The sequence below is a fragment of the Candidatus Pelagibacter sp. HIMB1485 genome (assembly GCF_052048055.1).
Taxonomy (GTDB): domain Bacteria; phylum Pseudomonadota; class Alphaproteobacteria; order Pelagibacterales; family Pelagibacteraceae; genus Pelagibacter.
The window spans coordinates 84,235-98,049 of record NZ_JBNAIN010000002.1; the positions used below are offsets into that span (position 1 = coordinate 84,235).

The window sequence follows — 13,815 nt, forward strand, 5'->3', positions numbered from 1 at the left end:
ACTTTAATTTCTTGGAGCGGGTAAAGGGAATCGAACCCTTACATCCAGCTTGGAAGGCTAGCGTTCTACCATTGAACTACACCCGCACGACCCCAAGAGTAACACTCCATTGTTATTTAAAATTATATTAAATGGTGGAGGGGGAAAGATTCGAACTTTCGAAGACCGAAGTCAACGGGTTTACAGCCCGCCCCATTTGACCGCTCTGGAACCCCTCCTTTGGGGAAGTGTCCCCTTGTTTAATATAGCTTCAAATAACATGCGTTTTATATATTTTATTTATCCAAATGCAACACGTGATTTATTAAGAAAAACTATTAAAAACCGTGTAAAACAGATCATAATTTTATGAATAAATCATCTTTTTTTATTGTTGGTCAACATGCGGTAATGGAAGCATTGCGTAATCCAAATAGGAAAGTTTTAAGAGTATTTTTAACAGAGGATGCTAAAAAAAATATTCATAGAAAAAATCCAAATACAAATCTTCTTGAAGAGGTAAAAGTCTATTTTAAATCAAAAAAAGAGTTAGACAAATACTCATCAAAAGAACAATTAATGCATAATGGATATGTTGCTGAGATTGAACATTTAGATCAACCAGAATTAAAGGAATTTATTAAAGAAAAAAATAATTTAACCTTTGTATGTTTGGATGAAGTTACTGATCCAAGAAATATAGGTTCACTCATTAGAAGTGCAGCTTCTTTTAAAATTGATGGTGTAATTATTAAAGAGAGACATTTTCCAAAGGATAGTAAACTAATGTATAAATCAGCGAGTGGATGTATGGAGCATGTAAATATTTTTGAAGTTTCAAATATTAATTCTACTTTAAAAAATTTAAGAGAAAAAAATTTTTGGGTTTATGGTTTTGATTCAAAGGGCCAAAAAGATTTTACTGATGTCAAATGGGAGGGAAATAATATTTTACTTTTTGGATCAGAAGGATTTGGAATGAGGCAACACACTGGAAAATATGCAGACTTTTTTGTCAAAATTGACATCAATGAAGAAATAGAAAGTTTGAATATATCAAATAGTGCAGCAATAGTGTTTCATCATTTAAGTTATTTAAAAAAAAAGAGTTGATTATTTAACAAATAATTAATAATTATTGCGCATGCCCTTGTAGCTCAGTTGGTAGAGCAATTGATTTGTAATCAATAGGTCCGCGGTTCGAATCCGTGCGGGGGCACCACTTCTTTCTTTACCAAGCAGTTAACTTCAAACACTTATCAAAATTCTCGATACGAACATAGCAACCGAAGAATGACATTAATTTAAATGCAAAAAATCCTGCAAACAAAACTAAAGCAACTATTATAATTGGATTAAATTTATTCATTAAATCTAACTTGTTTCTTTTCTTATTTGTTCAATTTTAATTTTTTTTTGTAGACTTCTACTTTTATCATAGAGAAGATTAAACTTAATTTTATTATTTTTTTTAACGGTAATAGATTTTGCATTTCTTACTTCCAAATTATCTGCAACTGCACTAATGGGTCTCTTAGATGGATTGAGATTTGTGATAACAATTTTAGATTTATCATTAACTATTTTACCCTTCCACCTTCTTGGTCTAAATGCGCTAATTGGAGATATGGATAATTTTTTTGAATGAAGACTTAATATAGGTCCATGAACAGATAAATTGTAAGCAGTGCTTCCAGCAGGTGTAGACACCAAAACTCCATCAGAAACTAATTTTTTTATAATTTGTCTAGAACCTTGTTTGATTGATAACGAAGCTGCTTGTCTGCTCTGCCTTAATACAGAAACTTCATTAATCGCTATAGATTTTTTGATTTGATTATTTTTATTTTTTACAATCATTTCTAAAGGAGAAATTGAAACCATATTTGCTTTAGAAAGGTTTTTTATAACATCTTTCGAAGAAAATTTATTCATTAAAAAACCATAGTTTCCAGAGTTAATCCCATAGAAAAATTTATTTGAATTTTTGTTTCTTTTAAGAGTTTGGAGCATAAAACCATCGCCCCCAATAACAATAATTAAATTCTTGTTTTGATAATGATTTGATTTAATTTTCTTTAATAGAATTTTTTTTATATTTGAAGATTTTTTATTATTATCAGAAATTATTTGAAGCATGCTCATTTAATGGTGCCCTCGGCCAGACTCGAACTGGCACTCCGCAAGCGGCAAGGATTTTAAGTCCTTTGTGTCTACCAATTTCACCACGAGGGCATCAAAGATTTTATTAGTGTTTATGTTAATATTTATAATTGAACAAGTTAAATATGTAAAATTTATAATTTATTCTTTATACTTAATTTATGATCTTAGTATCTTTTTGATTCTTAACGTTAATTTAAACAATATTTTTTTTATATTCTAGAAAAGATTTTTTTATAATAGTTTTTAAATCTGTATATTTAAAATTATATTCTTTTTCAAACAAAGAACCATCAATTGATTGCTCAGGTATTTCTTTAAATTTAATATTTTTTTTTATTATTTGCGGAGGCACTTTGCATTTTAATGTTTTGTTAATTAACTTACCAAATTCATAAATATTTATTTTTTTATTAGGACTTAAATTATATCTGTAATGCTTATTATTTCTTTTAGACAAAATATATAATGCTTCAGCAACATCTGACACATATATAAAATCTCTTGTCATTTTTTTAGCTTCTTCATAAATAGGAATTCCTTTACCTTGTAATATATGTCTAAAAGCGTTTGGCATTATCCTTGTTGTATTATGATCACCACCTCCTATTAAATTAGCTGGCCTTACACTAATAATATTCATCTTATAATATTTTCGATAGAAATCTGAAATTTCAGCCGATAAAACTTTTGAAAATTCATAAGGACCTCCTGGATTCAATTTAGAAGTTTCTGGTGTGGGCATTATCTTTTGCTTACCATAAACCTTGTCAGTTTCTACAGAAATTATTTTTTTTACATGAGTTATTCTAGATGCCTCCAATACCGCTGCGGTCCCTAATCCATTTACTTTAAAAGCATCAAATGGACTTTCTTCACATTCTGAAACAATTGCCTTTCCCGCTAAATGAATTACAGTATCTATACTTTTTGAAGACATTATATTGTGAAGTCTATTTAAATCAGTGACGTCTCCAAAATAATTTACACATTCCAAACTTGGATTAATTCCTCGAGAAATACCAAATACATTTAGTTTTTTATTTTTTAATTTTTTTATTAAAACTTTTCCAAGAAAACCATTGTGACCTGTAATTAATACATTTTTCATATTTAATACTTTAATTAACTTAATATATAATTTTTTATATTTATCTATTAATAATTTGTACTCATTAATTCTATTGATTGAATTAAACTATAAAAATTATCAAACAATCCTATTAGACTATATTTAAATTTAACTTTAAAGTAACATATTTTTTATCTATTGTCTCAGTTATGCTTGTTTTGCCTTATCAAAGTTTCAATTTGAGATTTTTAAAGTTAATTGTTTTAGTAATTAAAATTGTTCATATAAATCTTCGATACCCTTAAAATAACTCTTGATTGAAAACCTTTTTCTTACATGTTGATATAATTTAAGGCCATATTTTAATCTTAATATTTTATTTTTGGATAATAATAAAATAGATTTTGATAATATCTTCGGATCTAATTCTTTGGGTTTAACTAATTTTTGATTATTTGGGTTTATGACAAAATTTGGTAAAGATTTTTGATTATTATATTTTTTTAGATTTATTTTTCTAGTTGGATTAATCAATATCCCGCTATGTTTATTTGAAATAACCTCTGGTATCCCATCAATATTGGATGCAATAACTGGAACTTTGCAAAGACCAGCTTCTATACTTACAAGACCTAAAGGTTCCCTGATTGATGGTACAACTAAAATATCCAAATTTTTAATAAAATCAAAAGGATTTTTTACATTACCAATAAAATTAACGTTTTTATTTCCTTTAGATATTTCCTTAAGTTCTTTTTCTAAATCACCATCACCTGCTATCCAAAAAATTAAATTTTTTTTTTTTAGTAAATTAGCAGCTTCAATAAATAAATGAGCACCTTTAATTGTCTCTAATCTTCCAATAAAACCAATATTTAATTTTTTTTTTTTTGAATTTTTTTTTTTTATTAATGGATCTTCTTGACCATTATAAATTAATTTTATTTTTTTTGCGTTTATTTTGAACCTTTTAACTAACATGTGCTTTGTTGCGATAGAACATACAATTATTTGTTTTGCTAAATCTGCATTTTTTTTATAAATTTCTATCTGATCTTGTGTTTTAATATTCCAAGCTGTACCTGACTCAGCAAATATAATATTATTATTTGTTGGTAATAATTTAAGTAAATAAAATATTTTTTTACTAGGCAACTTATTGTGTAAATAAATAATAGAATTTTTTGAAATTATATGTTTTAAAAAAGTAAAAAAGTTTTTTTGTATTTTAAAAAAATTTCTTAAATAACCATAATTTTTAGATACTTCATGATTGCTAAAAATATAATGTTTATATCTTGAGCTATGTTGAGCAAATTTGTAATATGATAAGAAAGATTGCTGAACACCTCCTAGTCCTCTTTTCATAGAAATGATATGGATAATATTTTTCATTCAATCACTCTCAAATATAACAAATTAATCTAATCATTTTTACTTATAGGATATTATAATCAAAAATATTCTCAATTTAATTTAATATTAAAAAAAATACTTTTTCTAAAATTTTAAGTTTGTACAATATAATCTTTTTAGTGGATGGATACTTTTTTCCTCATAAATAACCTCTAAAGTATCAAAATATTTTCTAAAAATTTTTTCATTAAAATAATCATCAGCTACATCAAAAATAAATACTGTATTACTTGAACAGCATTTTTTAAATAAACCTTTATATATCTCAAAAGGATAATGATATCCCATTGATTTTAATGAGATTACCAAGTCTATTTTTTCACTTATTTTAATTTGTTTTTCAACATCAAACACTTTTATAGATTCGATATTTATCTTATTTTCTAAAAGTAATTTTTTAGTCTCATTTAAATCGTTATAGCTCTCATACTTATAACTAAAACCATATTTTATTTTTTTATCAATCTTATTTTTATCTAAAAGAAAAAACTTAGGTTTGGTTAAATACAAATTGTTTAAATAGATATTTATAATGCCTAATCCACATCCAATATCAATTATATTCTTCACAGAGTGTGGTAAATAATTTTTAAATGTTTCAATCTCTTTAGAAAAAAGAAATTCAGCATTTTTTTCAATATTTGGATTTTGAAAAAAATTAACAAAAAAATTTGTAAAAATTAATCTTCCAAAAATTTTTCTTAATTTATACTGTTTTTTTGAAAGCAATTCATTTCGTTGCAAAAGAAGTAATTTTTTTGATTTTGAATTTAATTTTATCAATTTATTTATTGCTTTATTGCTTTGATTAAAGCTGAATAATTCAGTTTACAATCTTTATAACCTCTTTTAACAATATTTAGATATCGTTCAGTCGGATACATAAAAGGAGTTTTTTTCACCATAGTATAAGTCATGACCTTTTTTCCATAATAATAAAAATAATGTTTTTTATATAAAATTGGAAAATCCTCATAAACATCCAACTTTTTCTCATCACTTTTTGAAATTTCAAATAATCCACCAGGTACGATGGAATTTTTTTTTGGCTCAATGTCTGCTGCTCTATATTTGCTTCTAAATGTTAATTTAAAATCTTTTAAATTTATTTTTTTTAAAAAAACACTGTCTTTGCACCTTCGTTTCATTTGAAAATGGTGGAGATTACTACCGTAAGCAAAATACAACATTAGCGTTCAACTACCTCAATTTTTTTTTCATTTACAAATTTTAAAATCTGCAAATTACAATCATCAATTTTATTTTGATCTTCTGATCTAATAACTATCGATACACCAAGCTTCCCAGCATGAAAAAATGGATAACTACCAATCTCTACGTCCAAATTATTATTTTGTACTTTTGTTAATGAACTTGCTATTTCACTTTCAACTGTTCTTAAACTTATAGTTAAGCTTTTGATTGGTTCACCTCCAACTATATTATTTGTTAATCCACCTAACATAGATTTTAATATAGAAGGAACCCCTGGAAGCGAATAAACATTCTCAACATTAAATCCTGGAGCGCCGCTTGTTGGATTTAAAATAAGATTTGCATTTTCAGGCATCCATGCCATTTTCTGTCTTCCCTGATTAAATTCTCCAGGTTGATAATATTCTTCTAGAATTTTGAAAGCTTCATTGTGAACTTCGTATTTTATACCAAATGCTTTTGAAACTGATTGAGCTGTTATATCGTCATGTGTAGGTCCAATACCACCAGTTGTAAAAACATAATCATATTTTGATCTAAGTAAATTTAGTGTTTCAACTATAGTATTTTCTACATCAGGGATTACTCTAACTTCCTCAACTTTTACCCCTATAGAATTTAACCAGGTTGCTAATGTTGAGGTATTGGTATCTTGTGTTCTTCCTGATAAAATTTCATTTCCAATAATTAAAATTGAAGCTTTAAATTTTGCTTTTTTATCCATATGAAATATATAATTTACTCATGGAATTTACCAAGTCTTTAGTAAAAGGCAAACTAATCAAACGTTACAAAAGGTTTTTTACCGACATAAAACTTGGTAAAGAAATTGTCACAGCTCATTGTCCTAACACGGGTTCTATGAAAGGTTTATTAGATGAAGGTAATGAAGTGTATTTGCTACCAAATAATGATCCTAAGAGAAAACTAAAGTTTGGACTTGAAATAATTAAATCAAGAAAAAAATTAGTAGGTGTCAATACTCATATGGCTAATAAGATAGTAAATCATGCTATCGAAAATAATTTGATCAAAGAATTAAAAAATAACGATAAAATAAAACCTGAGGTATTTTTTAATAAGGAAACTAGATTTGATTTTTTGCTAGAAAAAAAAAATAAAAAAAGCTTTGTAGAGGTCAAGAACGTTACTTTATTTAGAGACAAAGAAACTGCTGAGTTTCCAGATGCCATCACTTCAAGAGGGTCTAAACACTTATTAACTCTTATTGATGCCATAAATAAAGGTTACAAAGGTTATCTGATTTTTTTAGTTCAAATTCAAAATATGAAATATTTTAAAATAGCTAAAGATATAGATGAAGAATATTATGAAAATTATAAAAAAGCTAAAAAAGCTGGGGTAAATTTTCTAGCTTATAAATGTGATATAAGTTCAAAAAAAATTATTATAGATAAAAAACTTAAAATTTTAGATGAGTGATTATAAAGAAAAATTTGAAAAAATGAGAGTTGCTGGTGATTTAGCAGCAAGGACGCTTGATATGTTAACTGATAACATTAAGGAAGGTGTCTCAACAGACTATTTAGATAAATTAGGATATGAATTTATAAGAGATAATGGAGGACACTCTGCTCCACTTTACTATAGAGGTTTTACAAAATCTTTATGTACTTCATTAAATCATGTTGTCTGTCATGGAATTCCTTCAGATAGAGTTTTAAGATATGGTGATGCGGTAAATGTTGATGTTACTGCAATTGTAGATGAACATTATGGTGATACCAGTAGAATGTTTTGCATTGGTAAAACACCAATTAAATTAAACAATCTAATAGATGCTACTTACGAATCTATGATGAGAGCAATTAGAATTTTAAAACCAGGAGTTAAATTAGGTGATATTGGTTACCAAATTCAATCATTTGTTGAAGAAAAAGGATACTCTGTTGTTAGAGATTTTTGTGGTCACGGTATAAGTACAACATTTCATGAACCACCAAACATTTTACATTATGGAAATAAAAATTCAGGACCAGAGTTAAAACCTGGAATGACTTTTACAATAGAGCCTATGATAAATTCAGGTAAATATGATGTTAAAATGTTAAATGATGGTTGGACTGCTGTCACAAAAGATAAATCTTTATCAGCTCAATTTGAACATACGTTAGGAATTACTGAAAATGGTTATGAAATCTTTACAGAATCTGCTAAAGGTTATTCAAAGCCTCCATACTTATAATTAATGATTAAAAGATACTCTCGAAAAGAATTAACTGATATTTGGTCAGAGGAAAATAAATATAAAATTTGGCTAGATGTAGAAGTTGCAGCTGCTGAGGCAATGGAAAAACTTGGTCAAATTCCAAGAGGAGTAGCTTCAATTGTCAGAAAAAAAGCAGTTATTAATGTAAATAGAATACATAAAATTGAATCTGAAGTTAAACATGATGTTATAGCTTTTCTTAGCTCTGTTACAGAAAAAGCAGGAATTAAAGCAAGATATTTACATCAAGGGATGACTTCATCAGATGTGCTTGATACCAGTTTTAATATTCAATTAGTTCAATCTGGAAAAATAATTCTAAAAGACATCGACCAAATTTTAAAAGTACTTAAAAGGCAGGCAAAAAAATACAAAATGACTCCATGTATGGGGCGGAGTCATGGAATTCATGCCGAACCAGTTACATTTGGATTAAAATTAGCTTCTTTTTATGAGGAATTTAAAAGAAACAGAAAAAGACTTAAAGATGCAATAGATGAAGTATCAACCTGTGCAATATCAGGAGCAGTTGGGACTTTTGCAAATATAAGTCCAAATGTAGAAAAGCATGTTGCAAAAAAACTTGGTTTAAAAGTTGAGCCAATTTCAACACAAGTGATTCCAAGAGATCGTCATGCATTTTATTTTTCAGTTTTAGGTATTATTGCAGGTTCAATTGAGAGAGTTGCAATTGAGATAAGACATTTACAAAGAACAGAGGTTTATGAATTACAAGAGTATTTTTCAAAAAAACAAAAAGGATCGTCTGCGATGCCACATAAGAAAAATCCAATTTTAAGTGAAAACTTAACTGGTTTAGCTAGAATGGTTAGAAGTGCTGTGATACCAGCTCTAGAAAATATAGCGCTATGGCATGAAAGAGACATTTCACACTCGAGTGTTGAAAGAAACATTGGTCCTGATGCAAATATTACAACAGACTTTGCATTAGTTAGATTAACAAATATTTTAGACAACATGATTGTTTACCCTAAAAAAATGTTAGAAAACTTGAATATAACAAAAGGGCTAATTTTCTCTCAAGAAGTTATGCTAGAATTAACTAAATCTGGTTTAAGTAGAGAAAAATCTTACAGAATGGTTCAATCGTATGCAAAAAAATGTTTTGCAGAAAACCTAAATTTATTTGATGTGATATCTAATGATAAGTTTATTATGAGCAAAATTACAACGAAAAGGCTTAAATCAATATTTAGTTACGCAAAACACTTTAAAAATGTGAATTTGATCTTTAGAAGAGTTTTTAAATAATGAAAAAAGGAAAAAAACTATACGAAGGTAAAGCAAAAATCATTTATGCAACAAATGATAAAAATATAGTTATTCAATATTTTAAAGACGATGCGACAGCATTCAATAATCAAAAGAAAACTACAATTGAAGGAAAAGGTGTTTTAAATAATAGAATATCTGAACATATTCTCTCAAATTTATCTCAAATAGGAATTAAAAATCATTTAGTAAAAAGATTAAATATGCGTGAACAAATAATAAAACTAGTTGAGATAATTCCAATTGAATTTATTGTTAGAAATGTTGCAACAGGATCTATCACTAAAAGACTAGGTATTGAAGATGGAACTGTTTTAAAAGAACCATTAATTGAGTACTGTTTAAAAGATGACAAATTAGGTGACCCTCTAATTGCAGAAGAGCACATAATAGCTTTTGATTGGGCTACTAAAAATGAAGTTGATAAAGTTAAAAAAATGATTTTAAGAATTAATGACTTTATGATTGGCATGTTTAGAGGAGTTGGAATTAAATTGATTGATTTCAAACTAGAGTTTGGAAGATTAAAATCTAATGGTAAGCAAGAAGTAATACTGGCAGATGAAATTAGCCCTGACACATGCAGACTTTGGGACAGTATTACCGATAAAAAACTTGATAAAGACAGATTTAGAAAAGATTTAGGTGATTTAATTCCAGCTTACACAGAAGTTGCAAAAAGATTGGGTATTTTGCATGAACAATCAAATGTGAGTGCTGTGAATGTTACAAAATTGTCATCTGTTAAAAGAAAGAAAAAATGAAAATCTCAGTAATCATTACCTTAAAAAAAGATGTTTTAGATCCTCAAGGTAAAGTTATTCATCAAACTTTAGATGGGATGGGTTTTGATGATGTCAACGAAGTTAGACAAGGAAAATACTTTGAAATTGATACAAAAGAAAATGATCCAAAAAAAGCTAAAGATAAAGTAGAAGAAATGTGTAAAAAACTTTTAGCTAATCTCGTAATTGAAAACTATAAAATTATTGATCTTAAATAATCAATGAAATCATCCGTCATTACTTTTCCTGGATCTAATTGTGATAGAGATATGGATGTTGCTCTAAAAAAATTTGGATTTAAAAACAAAATGGTTTGGCATGATGATGTGGAACTTCCAAAAAGTGATCTAATAGTGTTGCCTGGAGGGTTTTCATATGGTGATTATTTAAGATGTGGAAGTATGGCTTCTAAATCTAAAATTATGAAATCAGTAATTAATTTTGCAAACTCTGGTGGTATGGTCATGGGAATTTGCAATGGTTTTCAAATACTAGTTGAAACAGGCTTGGTTCCTGGTGTGTTGTTAAGAAACAAATATTTAGAATTCATTTGTAAAAATGTGTTTGTAAAAATTAATAACAAATCAAATAATTATTTTAATAATATTAAAAATGATGTTTTAGAATTTCATATAGCTCACAATGAAGGAAATTATTTTTGTACAAAAGATCAATTAAAGGAAATTGAAGATAATGAGCAAGTTGCAATAAATTATTGTGACGAAAATGGAAAAGTAGAAGAAGATTTTAATCCAAATGGTTCGGTTAAAAATATCGCTGGTATATTTAATAAAGAAAAAAATGTTTTAGGGATGATGCCTCATCCTGAAAGAATGATTGACAATTGTTTATCCGGAGAAGATGGTTCAATGTTTTTTAATAATTTAATTAACAATTTAAAATGATGGTAAACGAACAGGTAGCTATTGATCATGGTTTAAAGAAAGATGAATATGCTAAAATTTGTGAATTATTAAAAAGAACACCAAATATTACTGAACTTGGTATCTTTTCTGCAATGTGGAATGAGCATTGCTCTTATAAATCCTCAAGACTTCATTTAAAAAAACTTCCAACAAAAGGAAAAAAAGTAATTCAGGGACCAGGAGAAAATGCTGGTGTTATTGATATTGAAGATAATGATGCAATTGTATTTAAAATTGAAAGTCATAACCATCCATCGTTTATTGAGCCCTATCAAGGTGCAGCAACTGGTGTTGGTGGTATTATGAGGGATGTATTTACAATGGGTGCTAGACCTATTGCAAATTTAAACTCAATTCATTTTGGGTCACCTCAACACAAAAAAACAAAAAATCTATTAAGAGGTGTTGTTCATGGAATTGGAGGATATGGAAATTGTATGGGTGTTCCAACAGTTGCAGGGCAAACAAGTTTTGATAGCTCATATAATGGAAATATCTTAGTTAACGCAATGACCCTTGGCTTGGTCAAAAAAGACAAAATTTTTTATTCAAAAGCAGCAGGTTTAAATAAACCAGTTATCTATGTTGGTTCAAAAACAGGAAGAGATGGAATTCATGGAGCTAGTATGGCTTCAGCAAGTTTTGATGACAAAATAGAGGAAAAGAAACCCACTGTTCAAGTTGGAGATCCATTTACTGAAAAACTGTTACTTGAAGCTTGTTTAGAATTAATGGCTGGAGACTCTATTATTGCTATTCAAGATATGGGGGCAGCAGGATTAACCTCATCAAGTATTGAAATGGCCTCTAAAGGAAATCTTGGAATTGAAATAAATCTCAACAAAGTTCCTTGTAGAGAAGCTAAAATGACTCCCTATGAAATTATGCTCTCTGAAAGCCAAGAAAGAATGTTGATTGTTTTAGAAAATGGAAAAGAAAAACAAGCAAAAAAAATATTTGATAAATGGAATTTAGATTTTGCAGTGATTGGCAAAACTACTAATTCAAAAAAAATACAACTTTACTTTGATAATGAAAATGTAGCTGATATCCCTGTAAATACATTAGTTGAAAATTCACCTATGTATGATCGTAAATGGAAAAAAGCAAAGCTACCTAAAAAGAATAAAATTAAAAAAGAAGATTTAAAAAATTTCAAAATTATAGATGTTCTGAAAAAAGTTTTAGCAAACCCGAATATTTGTAGCAAAGATTGGATTTGGGAGCAATATGATCATACAGTTATGGGAGATACTATTCAAAAACCAGGTGGAGATGCTGGGGTTGTGAGAGTGCATGGAACACATAAAGCTATAGCTGCTTCAGTTGACAGTTCTGCTGTATATTGTTGGGCTCATCCTCTTACCGGTGGGAAACAAGTTGTTTGTGAAAGTTTTAGAAATTTAATTGCTGTTGGTGCAAAACCTATAGCTATTACTAATTGTTTAAATTTTGGAAGCCCTGAAAATGAAGAGAATATGGGTGAGTTTGTCGAATGTGTTCAGGGAATTGGTGAAGCAAGTGAATATTTAAAATTCCCAGTAGTTTCAGGAAATGTTTCTTTTTACAATCAAACTAAAGATAAAGGTATAAAGCCAACTCCTGCTATTGGAGGTGTAGGTTTGTTAAAGGATTACAATAAAATGATCACTATGGATTTTAAAGAGATTGATAATGTGGTTTTAGTTATTGGAAAAACAGAGGGACATTTAGATCAAACGTTATTTGCAAGGAATATATTAGACAAAAAAAATGGTCCTCCCCCAGAAATAAATTTATTTAATGAAAAAAATAATGGAGAAACTTTACTGAAACTTATCGAAATTAATCTAATCAAAAGTGCTCATGATGTTTCTTTAGGTGGAATTATTACAGCGGTAGCAAAAATGTGTATCAAAGGTAAAAAAGGAATAAATTTAAATAAACCAAAATATTTAATCAATGAATTGGAATATTTCTTTGGTGAAGATCAAGGGCGTTACATTATTGAGGTTAATAAAAAAGATTTAAAAAAAGTCACAGATATAATGAATAAAAATGCTGTTCATTTTGACGAACTTGGTACAATTAGTGAAAATGAACTATATTTTGATGATAAGACAAAAGTTACAATTGACGAATTAATAAGTTCAAATACAAAGTGGCTTAAAGACTATATGAGTAACTAATGGCAATGGATTTAAAAGAAATTGAGAGTTTAATTAAAGAAGCGATGCCTGATGCTGTTGTAGAGATTCAAGATTTAGCAGGTGATGGAAATCATTATTCAGCGACTGTGACTTCTTCTCAGTTTTCAGGAAAAAGTAAAATTGAACAACATAAAATGGTATATAATTCTCTAAAAGGACGTATGGGAAATGAATTACATGCCCTAGCAATTAAAACAAAGGAGCAATAATGGACGATAATACAAAAAATATAATTCAAAATCATATAGACAACAATGATGTTTGTTTGTTTATGAAAGGAACTCCAGATGCTCCACAGTGTGGTTTTTCAATGGCTGTTTCAAACATGTTAAAAATTCTTGAAGTAAATTTTAAAGGAGTAAATGTTTTAGAAGATCAAAACATCAGAGAAGGTATTAAAATTTACAGTGACTGGCCAACAATTCCTCAATTGTATATTAAAAAAGAATTTGTTGGTGGATGTGATATCGTAAAAGAAATGTACGAAAACGGAGAACTTAAAAAAGTTCTTGAGGATAAAGGTATTAATTTTAAAAATTAAATCTAG

17 protein-coding genes and 4 tRNA genes are annotated in these 13,815 nt (G+C 28.0%); 11 read left to right on the forward strand and 10 right to left on the reverse strand.

The features are described 5' to 3' along the window. Window positions 1-12: 12 nt before the first annotated feature. Together ACTTA4_RS02925 and ACTTA4_RS02930 are read right to left on the reverse strand one after the other, a co-directional pair. A tRNA-Gly gene (locus ACTTA4_RS02925) sits at window positions 13-86 on the reverse strand. Between the two features lie 46 nt (window positions 87-132). Then, window positions 133-218: transfer RNA gene (locus tag ACTTA4_RS02930), tRNA-Tyr, on the reverse strand. Window positions 219-348: 130 nt separating this feature from the next. On the opposite strand from ACTTA4_RS02930, the gene rlmB reads away from it, so the two are divergent. Both rlmB and ACTTA4_RS02940 read left to right on the forward strand, forming a co-directional pair. After that, a complete protein-coding gene (gene rlmB / locus ACTTA4_RS02935) occupies window positions 349-1,092 on the forward strand; it encodes a 23S rRNA (guanosine(2251)-2'-O)-methyltransferase RlmB (protein WP_440633453.1) in 744 nt (247 codons plus the stop codon). 33 nt (window positions 1,093-1,125) lie between these two features. Beyond that, a tRNA-Thr gene (locus tag ACTTA4_RS02940) sits at window positions 1,126-1,201 on the forward strand. 9 nt (window positions 1,202-1,210) lie between these two features. Here the strand turns inward: ACTTA4_RS02940 and ACTTA4_RS02945 are convergent. From ACTTA4_RS02945 to ACTTA4_RS02980, 8 genes are all read right to left on the reverse strand, one after another. Further along, entirely contained in the window at window positions 1,211-1,348 is a 138-nt protein-coding gene (locus tag ACTTA4_RS02945) for a hypothetical protein (RefSeq protein ID WP_440633454.1), read from the reverse strand. A gap of 5 nt (window positions 1,349-1,353) precedes the next feature. Continuing rightward, a complete protein-coding gene (locus ACTTA4_RS02950; protein ID WP_440633455.1) occupies window positions 1,354-2,124 on the reverse strand; it encodes an NAD kinase in 771 nt (256 codons plus the stop codon). Window positions 2,125-2,128: 4 nt separating this feature from the next. After that, window positions 2,129-2,214 (reverse strand) — tRNA-Leu (locus ACTTA4_RS02955). Between the two features lie 124 nt (window positions 2,215-2,338). Continuing rightward, on the reverse strand, window positions 2,339-3,253 hold the full coding sequence (locus tag ACTTA4_RS02960; protein WP_440633456.1) for an NAD-dependent epimerase/dehydratase family protein: 915 nt from the start codon (window positions 3,251-3,253) through the stop codon (window positions 2,339-2,341). 231 nt (window positions 3,254-3,484) lie between these two features. Continuing rightward, a complete protein-coding gene (locus ACTTA4_RS02965) occupies window positions 3,485-4,609 on the reverse strand; it encodes a glycosyltransferase family 4 protein (RefSeq protein WP_440633457.1) in 1,125 nt (374 codons plus the stop codon). A gap of 105 nt (window positions 4,610-4,714) precedes the next feature. After that, complete coding sequence (locus ACTTA4_RS02970) at window positions 4,715-5,413, reverse strand: hypothetical protein (RefSeq protein ID WP_440633458.1); 699 nt, start codon at window positions 5,411-5,413, stop codon at window positions 4,715-4,717. A 5-nt stretch (window positions 5,414-5,418) separates the two neighbouring features. Next, window positions 5,419-5,820, reverse strand: coding sequence for a gamma-glutamylcyclotransferase family protein (locus ACTTA4_RS02975; protein ID WP_440633459.1), 402 nt, complete (start codon window positions 5,818-5,820; stop codon window positions 5,419-5,421). Then, complete coding sequence (locus ACTTA4_RS02980) at window positions 5,820-6,569, reverse strand: competence/damage-inducible protein A (protein WP_440633460.1); 750 nt, start codon at window positions 6,567-6,569, stop codon at window positions 5,820-5,822. Before ACTTA4_RS02980 ends, ACTTA4_RS02975 begins: the two co-directional genes overlap by 1 nt. Before the next feature lie 20 nt (window positions 6,570-6,589). Here ACTTA4_RS02980 and sfsA point away from each other — a divergent pair, with 20 nt between their 5' ends. From sfsA to grxD, 9 genes are read left to right on the forward strand one after another with little or no spacing between them, the layout of a single operon-like run. After that, window positions 6,590-7,288 carry a DNA/RNA nuclease SfsA gene (gene sfsA, locus ACTTA4_RS02985; RefSeq protein WP_440633461.1) on the forward strand — a complete coding sequence of 233 codons (699 nt, stop codon included), beginning with the start codon at window positions 6,590-6,592 and terminating at the stop codon, window positions 7,286-7,288. Next, the gene (map, locus tag ACTTA4_RS02990; protein ID WP_440633462.1) at window positions 7,281-8,051 is read left to right on the forward strand and encodes a type I methionyl aminopeptidase; all 771 of its coding nucleotides are present in this window, start codon (window positions 7,281-7,283) and stop codon (window positions 8,049-8,051) included. The genes sfsA and map overlap by 8 nt, the downstream gene beginning before the upstream one ends. Before the next feature lie 3 nt (window positions 8,052-8,054). Beyond that, window positions 8,055-9,347 (forward strand): adenylosuccinate lyase, encoded by a 1,293-nt coding sequence (gene purB / locus ACTTA4_RS02995; protein ID WP_440633463.1) that lies wholly within the window; start codon window positions 8,055-8,057, stop codon window positions 9,345-9,347. Continuing rightward, entirely contained in the window at window positions 9,347-10,132 is a 786-nt protein-coding gene (gene purC / locus ACTTA4_RS03000; protein WP_440633464.1) for a phosphoribosylaminoimidazolesuccinocarboxamide synthase, read from the forward strand. The genes purB and purC overlap by 1 nt, the downstream gene beginning before the upstream one ends. Beyond that, on the forward strand, window positions 10,129-10,371 hold the full coding sequence (gene purS, locus ACTTA4_RS03005) for a phosphoribosylformylglycinamidine synthase subunit PurS (RefSeq protein WP_440633465.1): 243 nt from the start codon (window positions 10,129-10,131) through the stop codon (window positions 10,369-10,371). The genes purC and purS overlap by 4 nt, the downstream gene beginning before the upstream one ends. 3 nt (window positions 10,372-10,374) lie before the next feature. Continuing rightward, a complete protein-coding gene (gene purQ / locus ACTTA4_RS03010) occupies window positions 10,375-11,058 on the forward strand; it encodes a phosphoribosylformylglycinamidine synthase I (RefSeq protein WP_440633466.1) in 684 nt (227 codons plus the stop codon). Continuing rightward, window positions 11,055-13,247 carry a phosphoribosylformylglycinamidine synthase subunit PurL gene (gene purL / locus ACTTA4_RS03015; RefSeq protein ID WP_440633467.1) on the forward strand — a complete coding sequence of 731 codons (2,193 nt, stop codon included), beginning with the start codon at window positions 11,055-11,057 and terminating at the stop codon, window positions 13,245-13,247. Before purQ ends, purL begins: the two co-directional genes overlap by 4 nt. After that, complete coding sequence (locus tag ACTTA4_RS03020) at window positions 13,247-13,477, forward strand: BolA/IbaG family iron-sulfur metabolism protein (protein WP_262589071.1); 231 nt, start codon at window positions 13,247-13,249, stop codon at window positions 13,475-13,477. Before purL ends, ACTTA4_RS03020 begins: the two co-directional genes overlap by 1 nt. After that, a complete protein-coding gene (gene grxD, locus ACTTA4_RS03025) occupies window positions 13,477-13,809 on the forward strand; it encodes a Grx4 family monothiol glutaredoxin (protein ID WP_440633468.1) in 333 nt (110 codons plus the stop codon). The genes ACTTA4_RS03020 and grxD overlap by 1 nt, the downstream gene beginning before the upstream one ends. Window positions 13,810-13,815 lie beyond the last annotated feature (6 nt).

Coding starts and splice junctions, on each gene's coding strand:
- rlmB (WP_440633453.1), top strand. CDS start 349: ATGAATAAATCATCTTTTTTTATTGTTGGTCAACATGCGGTAATGGAA.
- ACTTA4_RS02945 (WP_440633454.1), bottom strand. CDS start 1,348: ATGAATAAATTTAATCCAATTATAATAGTTGCTTTAGTTTTGTTTGCA.
- ACTTA4_RS02950 (WP_440633455.1), bottom strand. CDS start 2,124: ATGAGCATGCTTCAAATAATTTCTGATAATAATAAAAAATCTTCAAAT.
- ACTTA4_RS02960 (WP_440633456.1), bottom strand. CDS start 3,253: ATGAAAAATGTATTAATTACAGGTCACAATGGTTTTCTTGGAAAAGTT.
- ACTTA4_RS02965 (WP_440633457.1), bottom strand. CDS start 4,609: ATGAAAAATATTATCCATATCATTTCTATGAAAAGAGGACTAGGAGGT.
- ACTTA4_RS02975 (WP_440633459.1), bottom strand. CDS start 5,820: ATGTTGTATTTTGCTTACGGTAGTAATCTCCACCATTTTCAAATGAAA.
- ACTTA4_RS02980 (WP_440633460.1), bottom strand. CDS start 6,569: ATGGATAAAAAAGCAAAATTTAAAGCTTCAATTTTAATTATTGGAAAT.
- sfsA (WP_440633461.1), top strand. CDS start 6,590: ATGGAATTTACCAAGTCTTTAGTAAAAGGCAAACTAATCAAACGTTAC.
- map (WP_440633462.1), top strand. CDS start 7,281: ATGAGTGATTATAAAGAAAAATTTGAAAAAATGAGAGTTGCTGGTGAT.
- purB (WP_440633463.1), top strand. CDS start 8,055: ATGATTAAAAGATACTCTCGAAAAGAATTAACTGATATTTGGTCAGAG.
- purC (WP_440633464.1), top strand. CDS start 9,347: ATGAAAAAAGGAAAAAAACTATACGAAGGTAAAGCAAAAATCATTTAT.
- purS (WP_440633465.1), top strand. CDS start 10,129: ATGAAAATCTCAGTAATCATTACCTTAAAAAAAGATGTTTTAGATCCT.
- purQ (WP_440633466.1), top strand. CDS start 10,375: ATGAAATCATCCGTCATTACTTTTCCTGGATCTAATTGTGATAGAGAT.
- purL (WP_440633467.1), top strand. CDS start 11,055: ATGATGGTAAACGAACAGGTAGCTATTGATCATGGTTTAAAGAAAGAT.
- ACTTA4_RS03020 (WP_262589071.1), top strand. CDS start 13,247: ATGGCAATGGATTTAAAAGAAATTGAGAGTTTAATTAAAGAAGCGATG.
- grxD (WP_440633468.1), top strand. CDS start 13,477: ATGGACGATAATACAAAAAATATAATTCAAAATCATATAGACAACAAT.